Annotated in this window: 17 protein-coding genes and 2 pseudogenes; 8 read left to right on the top strand and 11 right to left on the bottom strand. The window is 71.3% G+C overall.

Features of this window, described 5'->3' with window-relative positions; genetic code table 11:
• Nucleotides 1-45: 45 nt before the first annotated feature.
• Complete coding sequence (locus ACWDEW_RS34740) at nt 46-909, bottom strand: ABC transporter permease (RefSeq protein ID WP_450518231.1); 864 nt, start codon at nt 907-909, stop codon at nt 46-48.
• A complete protein-coding gene (locus ACWDEW_RS34735) occupies nt 906-3,896 on the bottom strand; it encodes an alpha/beta fold hydrolase (RefSeq protein ID WP_450518229.1) in 2,991 nt (996 codons plus the stop codon). Before ACWDEW_RS34735 ends, ACWDEW_RS34740 begins: the two co-directional genes overlap by 4 nt.
• 115 nt (nt 3,897-4,011) lie before the next feature.
• On the opposite strand from ACWDEW_RS34735, the gene ACWDEW_RS34730 reads away from it, so the two are divergent.
• Nucleotides 4,012-4,467, top strand: a complete 456-nt coding sequence (locus ACWDEW_RS34730; RefSeq protein WP_450518227.1) for a GNAT family N-acetyltransferase — start codon at nt 4,012-4,014, stop codon at nt 4,465-4,467.
• A 30-nt stretch (nt 4,468-4,497) separates the two neighbouring features.
• Here the strand turns inward: ACWDEW_RS34730 and ACWDEW_RS34725 are convergent, their stop codons facing one another.
• The 6 genes and pseudogenes from ACWDEW_RS34725 to iolC all read right to left on the bottom strand — a co-directional run bounded on the left by ACWDEW_RS34725 (nt 4,498) and on the right by iolC (nt 11,933).
• A complete protein-coding gene (locus ACWDEW_RS34725; protein ID WP_450518225.1) occupies nt 4,498-5,907 on the bottom strand; it encodes an APC family permease in 1,410 nt (469 codons plus the stop codon).
• Nucleotides 5,908-6,115: 208 nt separating this feature from the next.
• On the bottom strand, nt 6,116-7,618 hold the full coding sequence (gene mmsA, locus ACWDEW_RS34720; RefSeq protein ID WP_450518223.1) for a CoA-acylating methylmalonate-semialdehyde dehydrogenase: 1,503 nt from the start codon (nt 7,616-7,618) through the stop codon (nt 6,116-6,118).
• 14 nt (nt 7,619-7,632) lie between these two features.
• Complete coding sequence (gene iolD, locus ACWDEW_RS34715) at nt 7,633-9,549, bottom strand: 3D-(3,5/4)-trihydroxycyclohexane-1,2-dione acylhydrolase (decyclizing) (RefSeq protein WP_450518221.1); 1,917 nt, start codon at nt 9,547-9,549, stop codon at nt 7,633-7,635.
• A 137-nt stretch (nt 9,550-9,686) separates the two neighbouring features.
• Nucleotides 9,687-9,884: pseudogene (locus tag ACWDEW_RS34710) on the bottom strand (5-deoxy-glucuronate isomerase); the annotation flags it as partial.
• Between the two features lie 22 nt (nt 9,885-9,906).
• Nucleotides 9,907-10,782: a Cgl0159 family (beta/alpha)8-fold protein gene (locus tag ACWDEW_RS34705; protein ID WP_450518363.1), complete on the bottom strand. Its 876-nt coding sequence runs from the start codon at nt 10,780-10,782 to the stop codon at nt 9,907-9,909.
• Nucleotides 10,783-10,982: 200 nt separating this feature from the next.
• On the bottom strand, nt 10,983-11,933 hold the full coding sequence (gene iolC / locus ACWDEW_RS34700) for a 5-dehydro-2-deoxygluconokinase (RefSeq protein ID WP_450518219.1): 951 nt from the start codon (nt 11,931-11,933) through the stop codon (nt 10,983-10,985).
• Nucleotides 11,934-12,188: 255 nt separating this feature from the next.
• Between iolC and ACWDEW_RS34695 the strand changes: the two genes are divergently transcribed.
• The 3 genes and pseudogenes from ACWDEW_RS34695 (at nt 12,189) to ACWDEW_RS34685 (ending at nt 14,396) form a co-directional block, all read left to right on the top strand.
• The gene (locus ACWDEW_RS34695) at nt 12,189-13,079 is read left to right on the top strand and encodes a helix-turn-helix domain-containing protein (protein WP_450518217.1); all 891 of its coding nucleotides are present in this window, start codon (nt 12,189-12,191) and stop codon (nt 13,077-13,079) included.
• A 430-nt stretch (nt 13,080-13,509) separates the two neighbouring features.
• Nucleotides 13,510-13,710 (top strand): helix-turn-helix transcriptional regulator, encoded by a 201-nt coding sequence (locus ACWDEW_RS34690; protein WP_019065707.1) that lies wholly within the window; start codon nt 13,510-13,512, stop codon nt 13,708-13,710.
• 122 nt (nt 13,711-13,832) lie between these two features.
• A pseudogene (locus tag ACWDEW_RS34685) lies at nt 13,833-14,396 on the top strand (GNAT family N-acetyltransferase).
• On the opposite strand, the gene ACWDEW_RS34680 reads toward ACWDEW_RS34685, so the two are convergent.
• Complete coding sequence (locus ACWDEW_RS34680; protein ID WP_450518215.1) at nt 14,377-15,420, bottom strand: zinc-dependent alcohol dehydrogenase family protein; 1,044 nt, start codon at nt 15,418-15,420, stop codon at nt 14,377-14,379. The pseudogene ACWDEW_RS34685 and the gene ACWDEW_RS34680 sit on opposite strands and share 20 nt — an antisense overlap.
• Nucleotides 15,389-17,650 (bottom strand): MMPL family transporter, encoded by a 2,262-nt coding sequence (locus ACWDEW_RS34675; RefSeq protein ID WP_450518213.1) that lies wholly within the window; start codon nt 17,648-17,650, stop codon nt 15,389-15,391. Before ACWDEW_RS34675 ends, ACWDEW_RS34680 begins: the two co-directional genes overlap by 32 nt.
• A gap of 169 nt (nt 17,651-17,819) precedes the next feature.
• Between ACWDEW_RS34675 and ACWDEW_RS34670 the strand changes: the two genes are divergently transcribed.
• Entirely contained in the window at nt 17,820-18,485 is a 666-nt protein-coding gene (locus tag ACWDEW_RS34670; RefSeq protein WP_450518211.1) for a TetR family transcriptional regulator, read from the top strand.
• On the opposite strand, the gene ACWDEW_RS34665 is transcribed toward ACWDEW_RS34670, so the two are convergent.
• Nucleotides 18,463-18,708 (bottom strand): hypothetical protein, encoded by a 246-nt coding sequence (locus tag ACWDEW_RS34665; RefSeq protein WP_450518209.1) that lies wholly within the window; start codon nt 18,706-18,708, stop codon nt 18,463-18,465. The genes ACWDEW_RS34670 and ACWDEW_RS34665 overlap by 23 nt on opposite strands.
• 61 nt (nt 18,709-18,769) lie before the next feature.
• On the opposite strand from ACWDEW_RS34665, the gene ACWDEW_RS34660 reads away from it, so the two are divergent.
• From ACWDEW_RS34660 to ACWDEW_RS34650, 3 genes are all read left to right on the top strand, one after another.
• On the top strand, nt 18,770-19,720 hold the full coding sequence (locus ACWDEW_RS34660; protein WP_450518208.1) for a PrsW family intramembrane metalloprotease: 951 nt from the start codon (nt 18,770-18,772) through the stop codon (nt 19,718-19,720).
• An 83-nt stretch (nt 19,721-19,803) separates the two neighbouring features.
• On the top strand, nt 19,804-20,043 hold the full coding sequence (locus ACWDEW_RS34655) for a heavy-metal-associated domain-containing protein (protein ID WP_450518206.1): 240 nt from the start codon (nt 19,804-19,806) through the stop codon (nt 20,041-20,043).
• Between the two features lie 98 nt (nt 20,044-20,141).
• Entirely contained in the window at nt 20,142-22,397 is a 2,256-nt protein-coding gene (locus ACWDEW_RS34650; RefSeq protein ID WP_450518204.1) for a heavy metal translocating P-type ATPase, read from the top strand.
• The last annotated feature ends 723 nt before the right edge of the window (nt 22,398-23,120 follow it).

The raw sequence follows: 23,120 nt of genomic DNA, 5'->3' as shown, positions 1-23,120 counted from the left end.
TCGCGATCATGACTCGTCGTGACCGGTGGGAAATCCTCCGGTGACCTAGGACACGATGTCCTTGCGGGCGAAACCCCGGAAGGCCAGGGCGAACAGCACGACGGCGTACGTAACGGAGACCGCCGTGCCCTGGATCATGCCGGACCACTCCGGATGGGGCTGTACGGCGTCCGCCCAGGCGAACTGCCAGTGCGCGGGCAGGAAGTCGCGCCAGTGGCCGAGGGCCGTGACGGCGTCCAGGACGTTGCCGACGATGGTCAGGCCGACCGCGCCGCCGACCGCGCCCAGAGGAGCGTCGGTCTTCGTCGAGAGCCAGAACGCGAGCCCGGCGGTGACCAGTTGGGACACGAAGATGTACGCCACGACCACGAGGAGGCGTTGGGCGGCCGTGCCCGAGCCGATCGCGCCGCCGGTGGGCAGCTCCAGTGGGCCCCAGCCGTAGGCGGCGGTGCCGACGGCCAGGGCGACGAGCGGGAGCAGGATCATCGCGCCGAGGCTGAGGCTCAGGCCGACGACCAGCTTGGACCAGAGCAGGCGGGCCCGGGGCACGGGTGCCGCCAGCAGATAGCGCAGGGACGACCAGCTGGCCTCCGAGGCGACCGTGTCCCCGCAGAACAGGGCGACCGGGACGACCAGCAGGAAGCCCGCCGACACGAACAGGTTCACCGCGGCGAAGTTGGCGCCGGACGCGGTGGCCGTGTCCATCAGGGTCACCTGGGAGTTGCGCCCGCCCGGGGTGCCGCCGATCGCGAAGGCGGCCACCAGGACGAAGGGCAGCGCGGCGAGGATGCCGCCCATGACCAGGGTACGGCGCCGCTTCAACTGCCGGACCAGCTCTACCCGGAGGGGCAGTGTGCGGCCCGCGCGGTAGCCGGAGGCCACCTCTGCGGGCTCGGCGAGCGTGCTCATGCGGAACCTCCGATCAGGGTGAGGAAGGCGTCTTCCAGTCGGCGGTGGGGGCCGACGGAGGAGACGGGGACTTCGAGTCGTACGAGTTCCACGAGGAGTCGGGCCGCGGTGGGCGAGCCGTGGGTGGGGTGCGCCGAGGAGGGGCTCGGTGCGGTGGGCGGGGGCGCCGGGTCCTCCGCGAGGGACGGGGGCACCGGCGCGTCGAGTGCGGTGCCGGACGCATCGGCCGTGGCGGAGGTGGCCGGCTCGGCGAGTGCGACGCCGGACGCCTCGGCGGTGGCGGCGCCCTGCGTGTCGCGCGCCGCGCCGGCCCCCTCCGCCACGGCGCCGCCCGCCGGGGAGGCGGCGGACACCAGGCGGTCGCCAGGGGCCAGTTGGTCGCCGGGGGCCAGTTGGTCGGCGGACACCGGGTGGTCACCGGAGGACGGACCGTCGGCGAAGGACGGACCGTCGTCGGAGGCCAGCCGCAGCAGCAGGCCGCCCTCCGCGCGGGTCACCGAGTCGACGTCCGGCAGGGCCGCGATCTTCTCCACCAGCGGGTCGGGGATGTCGGCGGCCAGGCCGACGAGCAGGGTGTCTCCGGAGCCGATGATCTCCGCGACCGGGCCCGCCTGGACGAGTCGGCCGCGGTCCATGACCACCAGGTGGGTGCAGGACTGCTCGACCTCCGCGAGGAGGTGGCTGGAGACGATGACCGTGCGGCCCGCTTCCGCGTAGCGGATCATCACCTCGCGCATCTCGCGGATCTGCGGCGGGTCGAGGCCGTTGGTCGGCTCGTCGAGGATGAGGAGGTCGGGCAGGCCCAGCATGGCCTGGGCGATGGCGAGGCGCTGGCGCATGCCCTGGGAGTAGGTGCGCACCGCGCGGGCGAGTGCGTCGCCGAGGCCCGCGATCTCCAGGGCCTCCTCCAGGTGGGCGTCCTCCGGGGGCCGTCCCGTCGCCTGCCAGTACAGCTCCAGGTTCTCGCGGCCGGAGAGGTGCGGGAGGAAGCCCGCGCCCTCGACGAAGGCACCGACCCTGGAGAGCACCGGGGCGCCCGGGCGGATCGCGTGGCCGAAGACCCTGATCTCGCCGTCGTCCGGTTTGATCAGGCCCATCAGCATGCGCAGGGTGGTCGTCTTGCCCGCGCCGTTCGGGCCCAGCAGGCCGAGCACCTGGCCCTTCTCCACCCGGAAGGACAGCTCCCGCACCGCGTACCGGTCCGCCGACTTCGCGTACCGCTTGCTCAAGTCGGTGATCTGGAGCGGGACTTCGGCCAGCTCGAGGTCGGGGGGTGTCGCGGAGGTGCGGCGGCGTCCGGTCAGCAGCAGCGCCAGCGCGAGCACCGCGCCGGTGAGCGGCAGCCACCACACCCAGGACGGCAGGGTCGCCGCCGCGGTCGTCACGCCCGGGGCCGTCGGCGCCTTGAGGTCGCTCTTCAGGGTGACGGTGTACGTCGCCGGGGCCGTCGGGGAGGAGTACGCGAGGTCCGTCGAGGCGAGGACCAGGCGCAGGTGGTGGCCGCTCTGGACGTCGTAGTCGATGGCCGGGAGGGTGATCGTGACGTCCTTGCCCGCCTTGGCTCCCTCGACCCTGAGGGGGGTCACCAGCTGGGAGGGGAGCACCTGTTGGGTGCCGCCCGGGCCGACGTCGTAGACCTTGCCGAAGAGGACGGCGTCGTCGCTCGTCGACTTGACGTGGACGGTGACCGTGGGCGATCCGGTGATGCGGAGGCCCTGCGTGAGGGGCTTGGAGTCGAACGCGGCGTACTGGCCGGGAAAGTCGAGGGAGATGCCGACGCCCAGGGAGGACAGCTGGGACAGGCCGCCCGCGCTGCCGAGGCCGGGCAGGGCGGAGATCGCGGGCGGGCTGGCGCCGGCCGGGTTGGTGAAGGACTGCTCGCGGCGGCCGGTCAGGGCGAACGCGTGCGGGTCGCTCTCCAGGCCGGGGTAGGCGCTGCCGCTCGCGCCGCGCAGCTGGGCGGCGCCGTCCGTGGAGTCGACGCCTCCGGTGCGGGTGACGCGGAACGCCGGGCCGGTGTCGGTGTTCTTGTCGTCCTTCAGGTACCGGTCGAACCACGAGGTCACGCGGGCCTGGACACGGCTCGTCTCCATGTCGCCGCCGTCGTGGCCGCCCGCGATCCAGTCGACGTCCACGGGGGCGCCGTTGGCGCGGATCGCCTTCGCGGCGGCGTCGGCCTGGCCGAGCGGGAAGAGGGAGTCGGTCTGGCCCTGGAGCAGGAGGGTCGGCACGTTGATGTGCGAGGCGACGGCGGACGGGGAGCGGGCCTCCAGGAGGGCGCGCGCCGCCGCGTCCGGCTTGCCCGACTCGGCGACCCGGTCGTACATCGCGCACAACTGGGGCTCGAAATTGGCGCAGCCGCCACCGGAGTTGATGAAGATGCTCGCCCAGAGCTTCTTGAAGACGCCGTTCGGGAACAGGGCGTCGGCGAGGTTCCAGTACGTGATCGCCGGGGCGATGGCGTCCACGCGGTCGTCGTACCCGGCGGCGAGCAGGGAGATCGCTCCGCCGTAGGAACCGCCCGCCACGCCCACGCGCGGGTCGCCGGGCTTGTCCAGCTGGACGTCCGGCTGCTTCGCCAGCCAGTCGATCAGCTTGGAGACGTCCTTGACCTCGCCGTCCGGGTCGTTGAGCCCGATCTTGCCGGTCGACTTCCCGAAGCCGCGCGCGGACCAGGTCAGTACCGCGTACCCGTCTCTGGCCAGGCCCTCGGCCTGCTCGCGTACGTCGTCCTTGCTGCCGCCGAAGCCGTGGGCCAGGAGGACGGCGGGGCGGCGGCCGGTCGTGCCGGAGGTGAAGTACGAGGTGTCGAGGCGCACTCCGTCCACGGCCATGACGCGGTCGGAGCGGTGCACCGGAGGCGGCTCGTCGGAGGCAACCGCCGTCCAGGTACCGGCACCCGCGAGCACCACGACGGCGGCCCCGGCGGCCAGCAGCCGCCGGGGCCTTCGCAGCAGCCCTCGCAGGGCGGGCAGTCGAAGATCCATGCCTCAACGGTACGGCCCGCGACTGACAACCGAGGCAGCCCCCGGACCGAACCTCCACCCCTCCGCGGGGAGTACGAGCCCGCTCCCGCATACCGCGTCCGTGGTACGAAGTCCCATGGACAGCTTGGGCAGACCGGACACCTTCACGATCCGCCGGGCGACCTCCGTCGCCGAGGTCGCCGCGGCCGAGCACCTCTTCGACGGTCCCGTCCGCGCGGAGTGGGCCGAGCGTTTCCTGACCGCAGGCGGACACCATCTCTTCCTCGCGTACGACGCCGACGGGGGCGGCGGCGAGCCGACGCCGGTCGGCTTCGTCAGCGGGGTCGAGACGACGCACCCCGACAAGGGCACCGAGATGCTGCTCTACGAACTCGCGGTCGCGGAGCCGTATCGCCGCCGGGGGCTCGGTCGGGCGCTGGTGCGGCGGCTGGACGCGCTCGCGCGGGAGCGGGGCTGCTACGGGATGTGGGTGCTGATCGACACCGGGAACGACATCGCCCTCGCCACCTACCGCAGCGCGGGTGGCAAGGACGACGGGTCGTGCTCCGTGGTGACGTGGGACTTCACCTAACGGAACGTGATGGGAGCGTCGCGAAGTCCCTTACGCCTGCTGGTCCTCCGGGATCGACACCAGCCAGCGGGTCTCGCGGCGCGGGCGCAGATAGAACGCCCAGTAGAGAGTGGCCACGGCGACGATGCCGCCCGTCCACAGCAGGTAGGCCGTCTCCTGCTGGGTCAGGATGTACGCCAGAACCGCGATCAGCAGGATCGGCATCGCGGGCCACAGCGGCATGCGCCACGCGTGCGTGTGGCGGTGTGAGCCGCGGCGGGAGAGGAGTGCGGCCACCGCTACCAGCAGGTACATGCCGGTCACCGACACGCCCGTCACGCCGTAGAGGGTGTCCAGGTTGACGAAGCAGAGCACTGCTCCGGGGATGCCCACGGCGAGGGTGGCCACCCAGGGGGAGCCGAAGCGGCCGAGCTTGGCGAAGACCGTGTTGACCGGGGTGGGCCAGGCCTTGTCGCGGGCGGAGGCGAAGAGGACGCGGGAGTTCTGGATGACCATGACGATGCCCGCGTTGATGATCGCGAGGGCCACGCAGAGGCTGACGAAGGTGCCGACCGCCGAGTTGGACCAGGCGGTGACCATGCTGCTGATGTCGCCGCCGGTCAGTTCGGAGAGGTCGGACGCGCCCATGGTGATGGCGACCACCGGGACCAGGATGATCACCGTGGAGATCGCCAGGGTGGCGAGGACCGTGCGGGCGACGTTGCGGCGCGGGTTCTCCAGTTCCTCGGAGAGGTAGACCGCCGTCGAGAAGCCCTGGGTGACGAAGAGGGCGATCGCCAGTCCGGAGACCACGAGCATCGCCGTCACCGTGTCGGTGTGGCCGCCGGTGCCCGCGACCTGCATCGAGGTGAGGCTGCCGAGGCCGCGGTGGCTGTGCGTGAAGCCGAGGAGGGCCACGACTCCCGCCGCTATGACCTCCAGGACCAGGAAGATGCCCGTGATCCACGCGTTGGCCCGCAGGTCCAGCAGGCCCGCCAGCGTGGCCAGGAGCATCACGCCCGCGCCGGTCATCGACGGGTTCAGGTGGACGATCGGGGTCAGGTAGTCCGCCGTGCCCATCGCTATCACCGGCGGGACGATCATCACGACCAGGAGGGAGAGGACGAAGACCAGCCAGCCAGCCAGACGCCCCGCCAGCGTCGACACCATCGCGTACTCGCCGCCCGCGCTGGGGATGAGGGTGCCCAGCTCCGAGTAGCAGAACGCGACGGCGACGCAGAGGACCGAGCCGATCGCGATCGTGAGGGCGGTCGCGGTGCCGAGCGAGCCGAACAGGTCGGGGACCACCACGAAGAGCGTGGAGGCCGGTGTCACGCAGGAGAGCGTCAGGAGCGTGCCGCCGACGATGCCGATGGAACGCTTCAGCTGCCGCGGATTCCGGGAACCGTCCGACGGTGCCTCGGAGACGGCGGCTTCGGCGGTGGGGAGGGTGTCGGTCACGCGCTGATGGAACATTGACGGAAACCATCACGTCAATGGGTGTTCACCTACGGAATTCGTTGATCCAGTCCGCCGAGAGTGACGTATTCGGCGTCCGAGGGCAGTGCCGGACCCGGTTCGGCTCCCTACGGGAACCGCAGTGGCCGTCCGCGAAAAAATGGGGCCGTCCGCGATACGGACGGCCCCACTCGGTGCTGCTGCAGGCTGCTCAGTGGTTGCGCGGGAACCCGAGGTCGACGCCGGTCGGGGCGTCGGCCGGGTCGGGCCACCGGGTGGTGACGACCTTGCCGCGGGTGTAGAAGTGCGTGCCGTCGTTGCCGTAGATGTGGTGGTCGCCGAAGAGGGAGTCCTTCCAGCCACCGAACGAGTGGTAGCCCACCGGAACCGGGATCGGGACGTTGACGCCGACCATGCCGGCCTCGATCTCCAGCTGGAAGCGGCGGGCGGCGCCGCCGTCGCGGGTGAAGATCGCGGTGCCGTTGCCGAAGGGCGAGCTGTTGATGAGGGCCACGCCCTCGTCGTAGGTGTCCACGCGCAGGACGCACAGCACCGGGCCGAAGATCTCGTCCGTGTAGGCCTTCGCCGTCGTCGGCACCTTGTCGAGGAGCGAGATGCCGATCCAGTGGCCGTCCTCGAAGCCCTCGACCGTGTAGCCGGTGCCGTCCAGGACGACCTCCGCGCCCTCGGCCGCCGCGCCGGTGACGTAGGAGGCCACCTTGTCGCGGTGGACGGCGGTGATGAGCGGGCCCATCTCGCTCGTCGGGTCGTTGCCGGGGCCGATCTTGATCTTCTCGGCGCGCTCGCGGATCTTCTCCACCAGCTCGTCGCCGATCGAACCGACCGCGACCACCGCGGAGATGGCCATGCAGCGCTCGCCCGCCGAGCCGTAGGCGGCGGACACGGCCGCGTCGGCCGCCGCGTCCAGGTCGGCGTCGGGGAGGACCAGCATGTGGTTCTTGGCGCCGCCCAGGGCCTGGACGCGCTTGCCGTTCGCGGAGGCCGTGGTGTGGATGTACCGGGCGATGGGGGTCGAGCCGACGAAGGAGACCGCCTTGACGTCCGGGTGCTCAAGGAGGCGGTCGACGGCCACCTTGTCGCCGTGGACGACGTTGAAGACGCCGTCGGGCAGGCCCGCTTCCGCCAGCAGTTCGGCGATCTTCAGGGACGCCGACGGGTCCTTCTCGGACGGCTTGAGGACGAAGGTGTTGCCGGTCGCGATGGCGATCGGGAACATCCACATCGGCACCATGGCGGGGAAGTTGAACGGCGTGATGCCGGCCACGACACCCAGCGGCTGGCGGATCGACGCCACGTCGACGCGGCTGGCGACCTCGGTGGAGAGTTCGCCCTTGAGCTGCACGGTGATCCCGCACGCCAGGTCGACGATCTCCAGGCCGCGCGCGACCTCGCCCAGCGCGTCGCTGTGCACCTTGCCGTGCTCGGCGGTGATCAGCTCGGCGATGGCGTCCCGGTTGGCCTCAAGGAGCGCCCGGAACTTGAAGAGGATCGTGGTCCGCTTGGCGAGCGAGGAGGTGCCCCAGGTCGCGTAGGCGTCCTTGGCGGCGGCGACCGCCGCGTCGACCTCGTCGACCGACGCGAACGCGACCTTCGTGGTGACCGCGCCGGTCGCCGGGTCGGTGACCGGCCCGTAGTTCCCCGACGCGCCTTCGACGGTCTTGCCGCCGATCCAGTGGTTGACGATCTTCGTCATGCCCAGTTGCTCCTTCACAGATGGCGGCGTCGGGTGGTGACGTGCCGTTCGTACAGCTCTCGTGCCTTGACCGCGGACGATCGGGCCGCGGTCTCGGCCACAGGAACATCCCACCAGGCCTGCGCCGGAGGCGCGCCCGACACAGTGTCTGCGGTTTCGGTCTCCACGTAGACACAAGTGGGAGTGTCCGCGGCCCGCGCCTCGGCGAGCGCCGCGCGCAGGTCACGGACGGTCTTCGCGCGCAGCACGCGCATCCCGAGGCTGGCCGCGTTGGCGGCGAGGTCGACGGGCAGCGGGGCGCCGGTGTAGGTGCCGTCGTCGGCCCGGTGGCGGTACGCGGTGCCGAACCGCTCGGCGCCGACCGACTCCGACAGGCCGCCTATGGACGCGTACCCGTGGTTCTGTATCAGCAGCACCTTGATCGCGATGCCCTCCTGTACGGCGGTCACGATCTCCGTCGGCATCATCAGATACGTGCCGTCGCCGACCAGCGCCCACACCGGCCGGTCCGGCGCGGCCAGCTTCACACCGATCGCGGCCGGGATCTCGTAGCCCATGCAGGAGTAGCCGTACTCCAGGTGGTACTGGTCGAACGACCGGGTCCGCCACAGCTTGTGGAGGTCGCCGGGGAGCGAGCCGGCCGCGTTGACGAGGATGTCCGAGCCGTCGACGATCTCGTCCAGCGCGCCCAGGACTTGGGGCTGCGTGGGGCGTACGTCGGGCTCGTCGGCCTCGTAGCAGGCGTCGACGCGCTGCTCCCAACGCTCCTTGTCCTCGCGGTACTCGGCGATGTACGACGCGTCGACCCGGTGACCGTTGCGGCCCAACTCCTTTGCCAGCGCGGCCAGTCCGCCGCGGGCGTCGGCTATCAGCGGCTGTCCGGCGAGCTTGTGGCCGTCGTACGGGGCGATGTTGAGGTTGAGGAAGCGGACGCCGGGGCGTTCGAAGAGGGTGTGCGAGGCGGTGGTGAAGTCGGTGTAGCGGGTGCCGACGCCGATCACCAGGTCGGCGAGCCGGGCGAGTTCGTCGGCGGTCGCGGTGCCGGTGTGGCCGATGCCGCCGACGTCCTGCGGGTGGTCGTGGTTCAGGGAGCCCTTGCCGGCCTGGGTGGAGGCGACCGGGATGCCGGTGGCGGCGGCGAACTCGGCGAGGGCGGCCTCGGCGCGGCTGTGGTGGACTCCGCCGCCCGCGACGATCAGCGGGCGCTTGGAGGCGCGGATCGCCCTTACGGCGGCGGCGAGTTCGGCCGGATCGGCGGCCGGTCGCCTTACGTACCAGGTGCGTTCGGCGAAGAACTCGTCCGGCCAGTCGTGCGCCTCGGCCTGGACGTCCTGTGGGAGAGCGAGAGTTACCGCCCCGGTCTCGACGGGGTCGGCGAGGACGCGCATGGCGTTCAGGGCGGCCGGGATCAGCGCTTCCGGGCGGGTGATCCGGTCGAAGTACCTCGACACCGGGCGCAGGCAGTCGTTGACCGACACATCGCCCGCGTACGGGACTTCGAGCTGCTGGAGCACCGGGTCGGCGACCCGGGTGGCGAAGGTGTCGCCGGGGAGCAGCAGCACCGGGAGGTGGTTGATCGTGGCGAGCGCGGCGCCGGTGACGAGGTTGGTGGCACCGGGGCCGATGGAGGTCGTGACGGCGTGCGCCGACAGCCGGTTCGACTGCCGCGCGTAGCCGACCGCCGCGTGCACCATGGACTGTTCGTTACGGCCCTGGTGGTACGGCATGACCGGTGACGCGGGCGGTGTCTCCCCACCGGGCACGGTGGCGTACTCGATGAGCGCCTGGCCGAGGCCGGCCACGTTGCCGTGGCCGAAGATGCCCCAGGTCGCACTGATCAACCGCCGCCGTACGCCGTCGCGTTCGGTGTACTGGGCGGACAGGAAGCGTACGAGCGCCTGTGCGACCGTGAGCCTCGTCGTTGAGGTCATCGGTGTTCCTCCGTGTGGTCCGGGTGCAAGCTGATCCGCAACTCCGGTACGGCTCCGCGACCCCGTCCGACTCGATGCCCGGGGCCGGGAACCTCAGTGCGCATGCTCCAACACGCAGGGTGATCAGCCGTGTTGGAGACCTCCGGCGCGGGGCCGTAGCGAGCGGGGAGTCGTCGCTCACACTTCGCTCCTGCCAGGGCGAAGCGGCTACCCGCGCCGGAGGCGTTCTGGGCCCGGGCGAACATGCTTTCCCCGCCCGGGAGTTGGACCCTTTGGTCCGTAATTCGCACGGTACATCCACCGCCGATCGGAAGCACGATCCGCTGCCCGTCACCGGCGGCCGACATCAGCCGGCCCTCACAGCAGTCCTACGGCGGTGTCGACGGCGGCGGCCACATCTCCGTCCGGCGGATAGAGAAGCGAACGGCCGACCACCAGGCCCCGCACGGTGGGGAGTTGGAGGGCGCCGCGCCACTTCTCGTAGGCGCCGTCCTGGTCGTCGCCGACCTCGCCGCCGAGGAGGACGGCGGGGAGGGTGGAGGTCTCCATGACCTGGGCCATGTCGTCCGGGTTCTCGGTGACCGGGAGCTTGAGCCAGGTGTAGGCCGAAGTGCCGCCCAGGCCCGAGGAGATGGCGATGGACTTGACGACGGCCTCGGCGGAGAGATCGTTCTTCAGCCTGCCCTCGTCGGTGCGGCGGCTGATGAACGGCTCGACGAACAGCGGGAGTCGACGGGCGGCCATGTCGTCGATGGCTCGGGCGGTGGACTCCAGGGTGGTGAGAGAGCCCGGGTCGTCGTAGTCGATGCGCAGCAGCAGTTTGCCCGCGTCGAAACGGAGCCGCTCGATGTCCTCGGCGCGGTGGCCGGTGAAGCGGTCGTCGAGTTCGAAGCTGGCGCCCTGGAGGCCGCCGCGGTTCATCGAGCCCATGACGACCTTGCCGTCGAGGGCGCCGAGGAGGAGCAGGTCGTCCAGGATGTCGGCGGTCGCGAGCACACCGTCGACACCGGGGCGGGACAGCGCGAGGCAGAGGCGTTCGAGCAGTTCGGCGCGGTTGGCCATGGCGAACTTGCGGTCGCCGACGCCGAGCGCGCCGCGGGCCGGGTGGTCGGCGGCGACGATCATCAGTCGGCCGGCGTCGTTGAGGAGGGGGCGCCGGATACGGCGGGCGGCCGCCTCGGCGATCGCCTCGGGGTGGCGGGCGCGGACGCGGACGAGTTCGGAGATGTCCACGCGGGGGCCGGTGCCACTGTCGTGACTGGAGGGGCCGGAGTTGCCGGCGGGACCGGAGTTGCCGGAGCCGCCTTCGTGACCGGTGAGACCGTCGCCGCCCTCGTGGCCCCCGTGCGCGTGCGTCACGGCGCCCCCGTCCTTGTTTCCGTCCCCGCCCTCGCGTCCGTGTTCGTGCTCGGCGCCCGCCACGCGGCCGGCCCTCACAGCACCGCTCCGGCCGCGATCGCGCCCTCGACCTCGGTAGCCGTGGGCATCGCGGACGAGCACTCCAGGCGCGAAGCGACGATCGCGCCGGCCGCGTTGGCGTGCCGCATGATCTTCTCCAGGTCCCAGCCGGCCAGCAGGCCGTGGCAGAGCGAGCCGCCGAAGGCGTCACCGGCACCGAGTCCGTTGAGCACGTTCACGGGCAGCGGGGGCACCTCGGCCGACTCGCCGTCCCGGTTGACCGCGAGGACACCCTTGGGGCCCTGCTTGACGACGGCGAGTTCGACACCGGCGTCCAGCAGTGCGCGGGCGGCGGCGTGCGGCTCGCGCACGCCGGTGGCGACCTCCACCTCGTCGAGGTTGCCGACCGCGACGGTGGTGTGGCGCAGGGCCTCCTCGTAGAAGGGGCGGGCCGCGCTCGGGTCCTTCCAGAACATCGGCCGCCAGTCGAGGTCGAAGACCGTCGTACCGGACTTGGCGCGGTGCGCGAGGGCGGCGAGCGTCGCCGTGCGGCTGGGCTCCTCGCTCAGGCCGGTGCCGGTGATCCAGAAGATGCGGGCCTCGTGGATCGCGTCCAGGTCGAGCTCGTGGGCGTCGATCTCCAGGTCGGGGGCCTTGGGCTGCCGGTAGAAGTACAGCGGGAAGTCGTCCGGCGGGAAGATCTCGCAGAAGGTGACCGGGGTCGGGTAGTCGGCGACCGGGGTGACCCAGCGGTCGTCGACGCCGAAGTCGCGCAGCGCCTCGTGCAGGTAGGTGCCGAAGGGGTCGTCGCCGGTGCGCGAGACCAGGGCGACCTCGCGGCCGAGCCGGGCGGCGGCGACGGCGACGTTCGCGGCCGAGCCCCCGAGGAACTTCCCGAAGGTCGTCACCTGCGGCAACGGCACGCCCGTCTGCAGCGGATAGAGGTCCACCCCCAGCCGCCCCATGGTGATCAGGTCGTACGCCATCGACTTCCCCTTTATTTCGGCTCTCCCCGGTTTCTAGTCCCGGGGGCCGAGCCCTGTCAATGTTTTGTCCAGACATTCGGACGAGACGGGGTGGGGCGGGTGGTCTGTCGGGTGCGGGTTCGTTGTGGTTGCTCGCGCAGTTCCCCGCACCCCTTACGGGGCGCTCCAGTCCCGTAGGACTATGCGTGGATGTCTGTTGCCGTGCGCGTCCGTGCCGGGCATGGGCCCGGTGGGTCATGGGAGACCGTGCTTGGGATGCCGCATCCCCGGCTCCGTCCCGGCGTCATCAGTTATCGCGGGATTCGGCTCGCCCTGTCGCGGCCCCGGGCTCGGCTGGAGGCGCCGATAGGAGCCGCGACCCTGCTGTTCGGGTTCGAGGGGACTGTCCGCATTTCACGGGTGGGGCGGGAATCGGCCACGCTCGGGTCCGTGTTCTGCGGTCCTACGACCACTGCCGCGCTCGGTGAGCACAGTGGGCGGCTCGCGGGGGTCGAGGTGCTGTTGATGCCGTGGGCCGCGTTCACACTGTTCGGTACGGCTCAGCACGAGCTCGCCGACCGGGTCGTGGACCCCGACGAACTGCCGCACGCCCTCGGCTCCCGCTGGACCGGCATCGGTGAACTGGCCGCCGCGCTCGCCGCGTTGCCGACCTGGACCGCCCGGTTCGGGCTGCTGGACGAGGTGTTCACCCGATGGTCGGCGGCCGGTACGCCCAGTTCGGCCCGGGTGGAGCGGGCCTGGTCCGAGCTGGTGCGGAACTGGGGCGCGGTGCCGGTGCCCCAGCTCGCCGACGAAGTGGGCTGGAGCGTACGGCAGTTGGAGAACCGTTTCCGGGAGCAGATCGGACTCGGCCCCAAGGCGGCGGCCCGGGTACTGCGACTGCAGCGCGCCCGGCGGCTCCTCGCGGCCGGCCACAGCCAGGCGGAGACGGCGGCGGTCTGCGGGTTCTACGACCAGGCGCATCTGAGCGGGGAGTTCAGGGCGATGACGGGGTGCACGCCGGGCCAGTTCATGGTGGGCCGGGCGAGGCCGGTGGTGGCGCAGCCAGGGATGCCGGCCGGGGACCGGATGACGGGCGAGGCGACGAGTCTGCTGGTCGCTCCCGGTCGGGGTGCGGATTTCTCCAAGACCGGCCGGGCGCGTTGATGCAGGCTGATCACCTGGCCGGTTGATCCCCGGGGACGCGCAGGCCTCCGGGGATCGGCCGGTCCGAGGGGGATGCGGGGGATACGGGGGATGCGGGGAAGCCGGTGGGCCGGGCCCGGCGCAGCGGGTCCGGCCCACCTTGCTGCGCGCGCCTCTCTTTCCAGTCAGGTGTCGGCCCCTCAGCCAGATGTCAACGCGCCGCGCCTCCGCGCCCGCGTGCGCCTTTGCGTCACTTGCGTCACAAACGCCCCCTTCATGTCACACATGTCGCGTGTACGCGGGTCTTGGGTCACACCCGGCCCACAGGCGCTTCCCGTTCCTCACTCTGTGTCGTTGACCGGGCACAGGCTTTGTGATCGCCAGCGCAGCGCACGGCTCCCCCGACGGCCGCCCCCGGCCGCCGCCGCGGCGCGCGCAGGGAGGTGCACTGATGACCGACCGACGGCTCTGGTCGTACAAGGAAATCGCGGCCCACATCCGGGTCCAGCCCGACACCGTCCGCTCCTACCGCAAGCACGGCCTGCTGCCCCCGCCCGACCACGTGGAGAGCGGCAAGCCCTACTGGTACGCCGACACGGTCCGGGCCTGGGTGGCCTCCCGGCCGGGCAACCGGGGCCGCAGGGACGACTGACCGGAGCCGGTGCGGTGACGCGGTGCCGGGGTCCGTCCGGTGCCGCACCCGGTCGCCCCGGTCGCGTCCGCGAGCGGCCAATTCGCTTGCCCGCACTGCCGACCGCCGCCGAGGATCCCCGGATGAACCTCTCCGTCAAGCCCGTCCTCACCGGCGAGAGGACCGTCCTCCGCCCGTTCACCGAGTCCGACGCCGACGGCATCCGGCAGCTGCTCCAGGACCCCGAGGTCGTCCGCTTCACCTTCGAGCCGTCGACCGAGCTGACCCCGGAGCGGCTGCGCTCCTGGTACGCGAGCCGGGCCGACCAGCCCGACCGCCTCGACCTCGCCGTCACCGACCCCGCCACCGGTGAACTCCTCGGCGAGGTAGTCCTCCACGAGTGGGATCCCGCCGGCCGCAGCTGCGCCTTCCGCACCCTCATCGGCCCCGGGGCCGCGGCCGGGGCGTCGGCACGGAGGCGACCCGCCTGATCGTCGGCTACGCCTTCGAGCAACTGGGCCTGCACCGGATCCAGTTGGAGGTCTACGGCCACAACCACCGGGCCCGGCGGGTGTACGAGAAAGTCGGGTTCGTGGTCGAAGGTGTGCGGCGCGAGGCCCGGTTGCGGGACGGTGGAGTGGGTCGACGAGGTGCTCATGGCGATCCTCGACCACGAGTGGGCCGCCCTCACCGCCACGGCTCGATGACCGTCACCCCCGCTCCGGGTGCCGTGCCCATCGCCGCGAGGGCGGCCGGGGTCTCGGCCAGGGTGATCGTGGACGTGGTCAGGAGGTCGGGGCGGAGTACTCCCGAGCGGACCAGTTCCAGCATGGGCGGGTAGGTGTGGGCCGCCATGCCGTGGCTGCCGAGGAGTTCCAGTTCCAGGCCGATCGCGCGGGCCATCGGGACCGGGGTCGTACCGGAGGGAGAGGGGAGCAGGCCCACCTGGATGTGGCGGCCCCGGCGGCGCAGGCCGTTCACCGAGGCGGCGCAGGTCGCCGGTGAGCCCAGGGCGTCCAGGGAGAGGTGGGCGCCGCCGCCCGTCAGCTCGCGGATCGCCGCCGCCGTGTCCGGGGTGCCGGCGCCGTCCACGCACTCCGCCGCCCCGAACTTCCGTGCCAGGTCCAGTGCTTGGGGCGAGATGTCGACGGCGACGACACGGGCGCCGGAGGCCGCCGCGATCATCACCGCCGACAGGCCGACCCCGCCGCAGCCGTGCACCGCGACCCACTCCCCCGCGGCGACCCGGCCCCGCTGCACCACGGCGCGGAACGCCGTCGCGAACCGGCAGCCGAGCGAGGCCGCCGTCGCGAAGGACATCCCGTCGGGGATCGCCACCAGGTTCACGTCGGCGTGGTCCAGCGCCACGTACTGGGCGAAGGAACCCCAGTGCGTGAAGCCGGGCTGGGTCTGGCGCGCGCAGACCTGCTGGTCTCCTGCCGCGCATGCCTCGCAGGTTCCGCAGGCGCACACGAACGGGACGGTGACTCGGTCGCCGGGGTGCCAGTTGGTCACCCGGGCGCCGACCTCCGCCACGACACCGGCGAGTTCATGGCCCGGTACGTGAGGGAGCGTGATGTCGGGGTCGTGGCCCTGCCAGCCGTGCCAGTCGCTTCGGCACAGTCCGGTGGCCTCGACCCTGACTGTCACTCCGTGAGGTGCGGGGTGGGGGTCGGGTACGTCGCGTACGTCGGCGGGATCACCGTATTGCTCGTACACCACCGCTTTCATTCAGGCTCCCGTCGTCGCTTTCGTCTGTGGGTTCGTTGTGGCTGGTCGCGCGGTTCCCCGCGCCCCTGGGTGGGTTCTCTCCGCCCTCGCTGAGACCGAACCGTTCGTGGAAGCGGCGCAACGGGCCCGGTGCCCACCACGTCGCCTTCCCCGTCAGTCTCATCACCGCCGGCACCAGCAGACTCCGGACGATCATCGCGTCCATCAGGACCGCCAGCGCGATGCCCAGGCCCAGCATCTTGGTGTTGGTGACCCGGGATGTGCCGATCGCGACCATCACCACCGCCAGGATCACCGCTGCCGCTGTGATCAGGCCACCCGTGCGCTGGAGGCCGTGGCGGACCGCCTCGTTGTGGTCGCCTGTGCGGTCGTACTCCTCCTTGATGCGGGAGAGCAGGAACACGCCGTAGTCCATGGAGAGTCCGAAGGCGACGCAGAACATGAGGACGGGCAGGGTCGTCTCTATGGAGCCGGTGCTGGTGAAGCCGAGGAGGCCGGAGAGGTGGCCGTCCTGGAAGACCCAGACGACCGCGCCGAACATCGCGGTGAGGCTGAGCGCGTTGAGCAGTACCGCCTGGAGGGGGATCACCACGCTGCCGGTCAGGAGGAAGACCAGGAGCAGGGTGACCACGGCGATGAGGCCGACCGCCCAGGGCAGGCGGCTCGCTATGGCGTGCTTGGAGTCGACGAGGACTGCCGCCGTGCCGGTCACCTTGGTCGTGAAGGGGGCGTCCGTGGCGCGCAGGGCGCCGACCAGGCGCTGGGCCGTGGTGTCGACCGCCTCGCCCTTGGGGAGCACCGTGAAGTACGCCGAGTCGCCCCGCACCACGGGTCCGTCCACCCGTGCCACCTCGGGCAGTTGGGCGATCCTGGTCCTGTACGCGGTGTACTGCGCCGGTGTCGCCCGCCCCTCGGCGAGTACTTCGAGGGTGCCGCCGGGGTTGCCCGGGAAGCCGTCGCGGATGTGCTGCTGCACGACGTGGGACTCGGCTCCCGAGGGCAGTTGGCGGTCGTCGGCGGTGCCGAACCTGACCCCCAGGAAGGGCAGTCCGAGGAGGACGAGGACGGCTGTGGTGGCGAGGGCGAAGAAGGGGGCCCGGCGCATCACCAGGCCGGCTGTACGGGCCCAGGCCGTGCCTTCCTCTCCTGAGGCCTTCGCCGGGCGACCCCGGCGGAACAGGCGCCGTAGATCAAGGGAGTTGACCCGGTGGCCGAGCAGGAGCAGGGCCGCCGGGAGCAGGATCAGGGCGGCTGCCGCGGCCAGGAGCACCACGGCGATGCCCGCGTAGGCGAAGGAGCGCAGGAAGTACATCGGGAAGACCAGCATCGCGGCCAGGGACACCGCGACCGTGAGGGCGGAGAAGAGGACGGTGCGGCCGGCCGTGCGCAGGGTCGTGGCGATGGCGGGCAGCGACTCGGCGCCGGTGGAGAGTTCCTCGCGGAAGCGGCGGACGATGAACAGGGCGTAGTCGATGGCCAGTCCGAGGCCCAGGGCCGTGGTGAGGTCCAGCGCGAAGACCGAGACGTCGGTGAACTCCGTGAGGCCGCGCAGCACCGCGTTCGTCCCGAGGATCGCGACGATGCCGATGCCGAGCGGGAGCAGGGCCGCTGTCGCGGAGCCGAAGACCATCACCAGAAGGAGGAGGGTCACCGGCAGGGCGATCATCTCGGCGCGGGCCAGGTCCTCCTTGATGGTCGTCTGCATCTCGTGGCGCACGGCGACGATGCCGCCGACCTTGACCTTCACCGGGCCGTGGGTGCCGCGGAGGGCGGGTGCGATGCGGTCCAGGGTGTCGGTCGTCGTCTTCTCGTCGCCCGTGAGGTGGGCGGCGATCAGCGCCTCGTGACCGTCCTTCGCGCGCAGGGACGGGGACTTGGTCTGCCAGTAGGAGCCGACCCCTGTGACGCCCCGCTCGGCGGTCAGCCGGGCGGTGAGGCGGTCGGCCTCGGCGGCGACCGCCGGGTCGTCCACCGAGGCGCTGCCGGAGTCGACGAGGAACAGGAGGTTGGGCTGCGAGGCCGGGAACTCGCGCTCCAGCGCCTTGGTCGCGTACGTCGACTGGGCCGTCGGGTCCTCCCAGCCGCCGCTGCCCAGCCGGTCGGCGACCCCGCTGCCGGCCACCACGGCGAGCGCGGTGAGCACCAGGGCCACGAGCAGCGACAGCCGGGGGCGGGCGGTCACGAAACGTGTCCACCGTCCGAGGCTCGGCGGGCTGTTGACTTCGGTCATCGTGCGGTGCTCCCCTTCACCATGACCCGTGCCTCCGCGCAGGCAGGTGGCAGGGGTCGGCATTGCCATAGAATGGGCAAACGCGAGAGATCGCTCGCGTTTCGCCAGGATCAGAATGCGAGTGGCCGCTCGCGTTTGTCAACGCCGTTCGGAGAGCTGGGGATAACTCGTGTCCGTGGACCAGGAGAAGGCCGGCCCCCGCCGCCAGGCCCGCGGCGAGCGCCGCATCGCCCAGCTGCTGGAGGCCGCCGCCAACGTCTTCTGCACGACGGGCTACACGGCCTCCAGCACCAACGCCATCGCCCGCGAGGCCGGCGTCTCACCGGGCACGCTCTACCAGTTCTTCCCGAACAAGGAAGCGATCGCGATCGAGCTGGGCGACCGGCTCATCCACCAGATGCGGGAGACCACCGGCGAGGCGCTCGCCGCGGTCGACCCGTCGACCCCGCTGGAGGAGGCCGTCGGCACCCTCGTCGACCGTTTCACCGCCTTCAGCTGCCAGCACCCGGTGTTCTTCGCCCTGATGCACGGCCCGGACATCCCCGGCCGGCTCACCGAGGAGCACGACGCGCTGCACGCCCACCTGCTCGGCCAGGTCGAGGCACTCGTCGCCGCGTTCCTGCCCGGCGCCCCCGCCGCCGACGTCACCCGTACCGCGCACCTGTGCCTGGGCCTCTACAAGGCCGGCCTGGAGCTGATCCTCTCCCACGAGGGCCACGAACGCGACGCGTACGTCCGGGAGTTGAAGAACGTCCTGATCCGCTATCTGGAGCCGCTGCTCACCGAGTACCGGGACCGGGCCACCGCGGACCTCAGCACGCCCCGGACCCCCTGACCGCCCCTTCGAGGGCGGTGCCGGTGAGGGCGGTGCCGATGAAGGCCGTGTCGATCACCTGCCCGTCGCCCGCCCGGCCGAGTACGTCGGGGCCCACGAGGATGCCCGGCAGGAGCTCGGAGATGACCGGCGGGACCGGGGGCCACCGGCCGATCCCGTAGGCCGGCCGGGGAGCCAGTACGGCGACGGCCGTGACCAGGACGAGCATCCCGGACTGCGGCATGAGGCGTATCTACCATAAAGTGCCGGTAAATCTGCCCTGTAGGAGTACGAGGGGATTTGCCGTGACCTACTCTCCGCCGCCCGGAGCGCCCCGGGCCCGTATCCCCGGGCCGCAGCAGCCGCCGCCGACGTACCCCCAGATCCGTACCGGCCTGTGGAAGCACTGCCTGGGCGGCGGGCTGGCGCTGTGGGCGCTGACCGCGCTGGTCACGTACGCGACGAGGAACACCACCCTGCTGCCGACGCTGATCCTGCTCGGCAGCTTCCTGGTGCCGGTGACCTTCGTCCTGTGGGCGTACGAGCGGCACGGGCGCGACCTGGGCGTCAGCGTGATCCTGGGCTGCTTCCTGACCGGCGGCACGCTCGGGGTGCTGGGCGCCTCGGTGATGGAGTACTACCTGCTGCATCCCTCCCTGGGGATGTTCGTCGGCGTCGGGCTGATCGAGGAGGCCGCGAAGCTCGGGGCGCTGATGTTCGTGCTGCGCCGGCAGCCGCGGCTGCACGGGATCCGCGCGGGGCTGGTGCTCGGCGCGACGGTCGGCTTCGGTTTCGCGGCCCTGGAGAGCGCCGGGTACGCCTTCAACGCGGCCGTCTCCACCCAGGGCATCGATCTGCGGGCGCTCCTGGAGACCGAGATCCTGCGCGGGGTTCTCGCTCCCTTCGGGCACGGCCTGTGGACGGCGGTCGCGGGTGCGGTCCTGCTCTCCTACCGGCAGTTGAACGGCCGCTTCCGCTTCACCGGACCGGTCGTCGGAACGTATCTCGGCGTCTCGGTGCTGCACGCCCTGTGGGACTCGACGCACGGCATCGCGATCTGGCTGGTGGCCCGGCTGTCGGGCGCGGGCCTGGACCGGCACCTGTTCGCCCAGGGGTACATCCCCCGGCCGACCGACCGGCAGGAGCACCTCTTCACGATGTTCTCGATGGGCGGAATGGCCCTCGTGGCGCTGCTCGGCGTCGGCTGGGTCCGGTCGCTGGCCCGCCGCGATCCCTCTTGGAGAAATACCCCCTAGGGGTATACTCTGGGTTCCAGAGTGAGCCACCGTGGGCCACTCCGACCCCAACTGCCTCCACACGCCTCCACGAGGAGAACGACATGAGCGCCCAGACCGACACCCAGGCTTCCGTCACCACCGTCTACAAGGTGAGCGGGATGAGCTGCGGACACTGCGAGGGCTCCGTCTCCGGCGAGATCTCCGAGCTGCCCGGCGTCAGCTCGGTGAAGGCCGTCGCGTCGACCGGCGAGGTCACCGTCGTATCGGCTGCCCCGCTCGACGCCGAGGCCGTCCGCGCGGCCGTCGACGAGGCGGGCTTCGAGCTCGTCGGCCAGGCCTGAATCAGCACCAGCACGACACTTCCGTTGTCTCCGACCGGGCCGTGCCGACCAGCTGATACTGGCTCCGCGCGGTCCGGTCCGATGTCTGGAGTCCGGACATGACCAGCAGCACCGCGGAAACACCCATAGCCGCACCCCCCGAAGCCGCTCAAGCGGCCGAGGTCGAACTGCTCATCGGCGGGATGACCTGCGCCTCCTGCGCGGCCCGCGTCGAGAAGAAGCTCAACCGCATGGACGGCGTCAGCGCCACCGTCAACTACGCGACGGAGAAGGCGAAAGTCAGCTACCCGGCGGGCATCCAGGTCGCCGACCTCATCGCGACCGTGGTGAAGACCGGGTACACCGCCGAGGAACCCGCGCCACCGGAGCCCGAGACACCGTCCGCCCCTGAGGCCGATCCCGAACTCGCCTCGCTGCGCGAGCGGTTGACCGTCTCGGCCGTCCTCGCGCTGCCCGTCGTCCTCCTCTCCATGATTCCGGCCCTCCAGTTCGACAACTGGCAGTGGCTCGCGCTCACCCTCGCCGCGCCGGTCGTCGTCTGGGGCGGACTCCCGTTCCACAAGGCCGCGTTCACCAACGCCCGGCACGGCGCCGCCACCATGGACACCCTCGTCTCGGTCGGCACGCTGGCCGCGTTCGGCTGGTCGCTGTGGGCGCTGTTCTGGGGCGACGCGGGCATGGCCGGCATGCACGACGAGTTCCGCCTCACCGTCTCGCGCACGGACGGCGCCTCGACGATCTACCTCGAAGTGGCCGCCGGAGTCGTCGCGTTGATCCTGCTGGGCCGCTATCTGGAGGCCCGCTCCAAGCGCCGCGCGGGAGCCGCCCTGCGCGCGCTCATGGAGCTGGGCGCCAAGGATGTCGCGGTCCTGCGGGACGGTCGTGAAGTACGGCTCCCGGTCGGCGAGTTGGCGGTCGGGGACCGTTTCGTCGTACGGCCCGGGGAGAAGATCGCGACCGACGGCACCGTCGTCGAGGGCGTCTCCGCGGTCGACGCGTCGATGCTGACCGGCGAGTCGGTACCGGTGGACGTGGCACCGGGTGACACGGTCACCGGCGCGACGGTCAACGCCGGCGGGCGACTGGTCGTAGCGGCGAGCCGGGTCGGTTCGGACACCCAACTCGCGCGCATGGCGCGGCTGGTGGAGGACGCGCAGAACGGCAAGGCCGAGGTGCAGCGGCTCGCGGACCGGATCTCCGGGATCTTCGTGCCGGTGGTGCTGCTGATCGCGCTCGGCACCTTCGGGACGTGGCTCGCGGTCACTGGCGACGTGGCCGCCGCGTTCACCGCGGCCGTCGCCGTGCTGATCATCGCCTGCCCGTGCGCGCTGGGCCTGGCCACCCCGACCGCCCTCATGGTCGGCACCGGCCGCGGCGCCCAACTGGGCATCCTGATCAAGGGCCCCGAGGTCCTGGAGTCCACCCGCCGCGTCGACACCGTCGTCCTCGACAAGACGGGCACGATCACCACCGGCCGCATGACCCTCCAGGAGGTCTACGTCGCCGAAGGCACCGACGAGCACGAGCTGCTGCGGCTCGCGGGCGCCCTGGAGCACGCCTCCGAGCACCCCGTCGCGCGGGCCGTGGCGGCGGGCGCGGAGGAGCGGGTGGGCCCGCTGCCGTCCGCCGAGCACTTCGAGAGCGTGCCCGGACGTGGCGTCCGCGGCCGCGTGGAGGGCCGTGAGGTGGCCGTGGGGCGCCTCTTCGAGGAGCTTCCGGAGGAGTTGGCCCACGCCCGCTCCGAGGCCGAGAGCGGCGGACGTACGGCCGTGGTGGTCGGCTGGGACGGGAAGGCGCGCGGGGTCGTCGCGGTCGCCGACGCGGTCAAGGAGACCAGCGCCGAGGCCGTGCGCGAGCTGCGGGCCCTCGGGCTCACCCCGGTGCTGCTGACCGGCGACAACCGCGCGGTGGCCGACGCCGTGGCCGCAGCCGTCGGGATCTCCCCCGGGGACGTCGTCGCCGAGGTGCTGCCCGAGGACAAGGTCGACGTCGTACGACGGCTGCAGGGCGAGGGGCGGACCGTCGCGATGGTGGGCGACGGGGTCAACGACGCCGCCGCGCTCGCCGCCGCCGACCTGGGGCTCGCGATGGGCACCGGGACGGACGCGGCGATCGAGGCGAGCGATCTGACGCTGGTGCGCGGGGACCTGCGGGTGGCCGCGGACGCGATCCGGCTGTCCCGGAGGACGCTCGGCACCATCAAGGGCAATCTCGTATGGGCCTTTGGATACAACGTGGCGGCGCTTCCGCTGGCCGCCGCGGGCATGCTGAACCCCATGATCGCGGGGGCCGCGATGGCCTTCTCCTCGGTGTTCGTGGTCTCCAACAGCCTGCGACTTAGGACATTTCGCTGAAGTTCCGCAAAGTTACCGGGAGTTACGGGAAGCTGAAGTAAGAGTCCCTCTAGAGACCGACGACGGCCTCACATAAGCTCTTCACAAGCCTCGCGCATCATCCTTACGCTGGGGTCCCGACCGCGACATCGGGGCTCTTGCGCATCTAACGGACATATGCAAGAGACGCAGATCACAGTGATGTGAACGTAACCATCGAAGGGGTTCGAAGGTCTAAGTTGACGATGTCAGTAAGCGTCTTGGGGGGCGCGAACTGGCATCTGAGGATGTCTTGGGGGACTTCCTCAGAGATGCGTTGCCGGGACACGTACACCGGGGAGCTTTGAGCGGCCCTCCCGTCGTGCGGTGTCCCGGCAGATCGCACACATCACTGGCTCCACCCAGTAGTACGAGGAGCTTTGCTCGTTCTGCTCAGTTCAACGAGGCTCAGTTTCACCGAGCTTCGGCACGACAGCGATTCAGGCGCTGGTTCTCACAGGCGCCCGGCCGGATCCCGTGGGGGGAATCCGCACCGGGACATGGGAAGGCGCCCTGTACGCCGGCCCGTGGGGGGACCGTCGGCAGGGCGCCTTCTTCCCGTTCTTTTTGAGGCTCGGTTCGCCTCCGGGGCGCACAAGTCGTTGTCGAGAGGCCGACCGTGCTCCGCCCTGCGAGCCTCCGCGCGCTCGGTGCACGGCGGGACGTTCGCAGCCGTGGGCGACGGCGGGGACATCAGCGGCGTAC

This window comes from Streptomyces sp. NPDC001100 (assembly GCF_053598575.1).
This window is presented reverse-complemented; position numbering and strand designations above follow the sequence as displayed.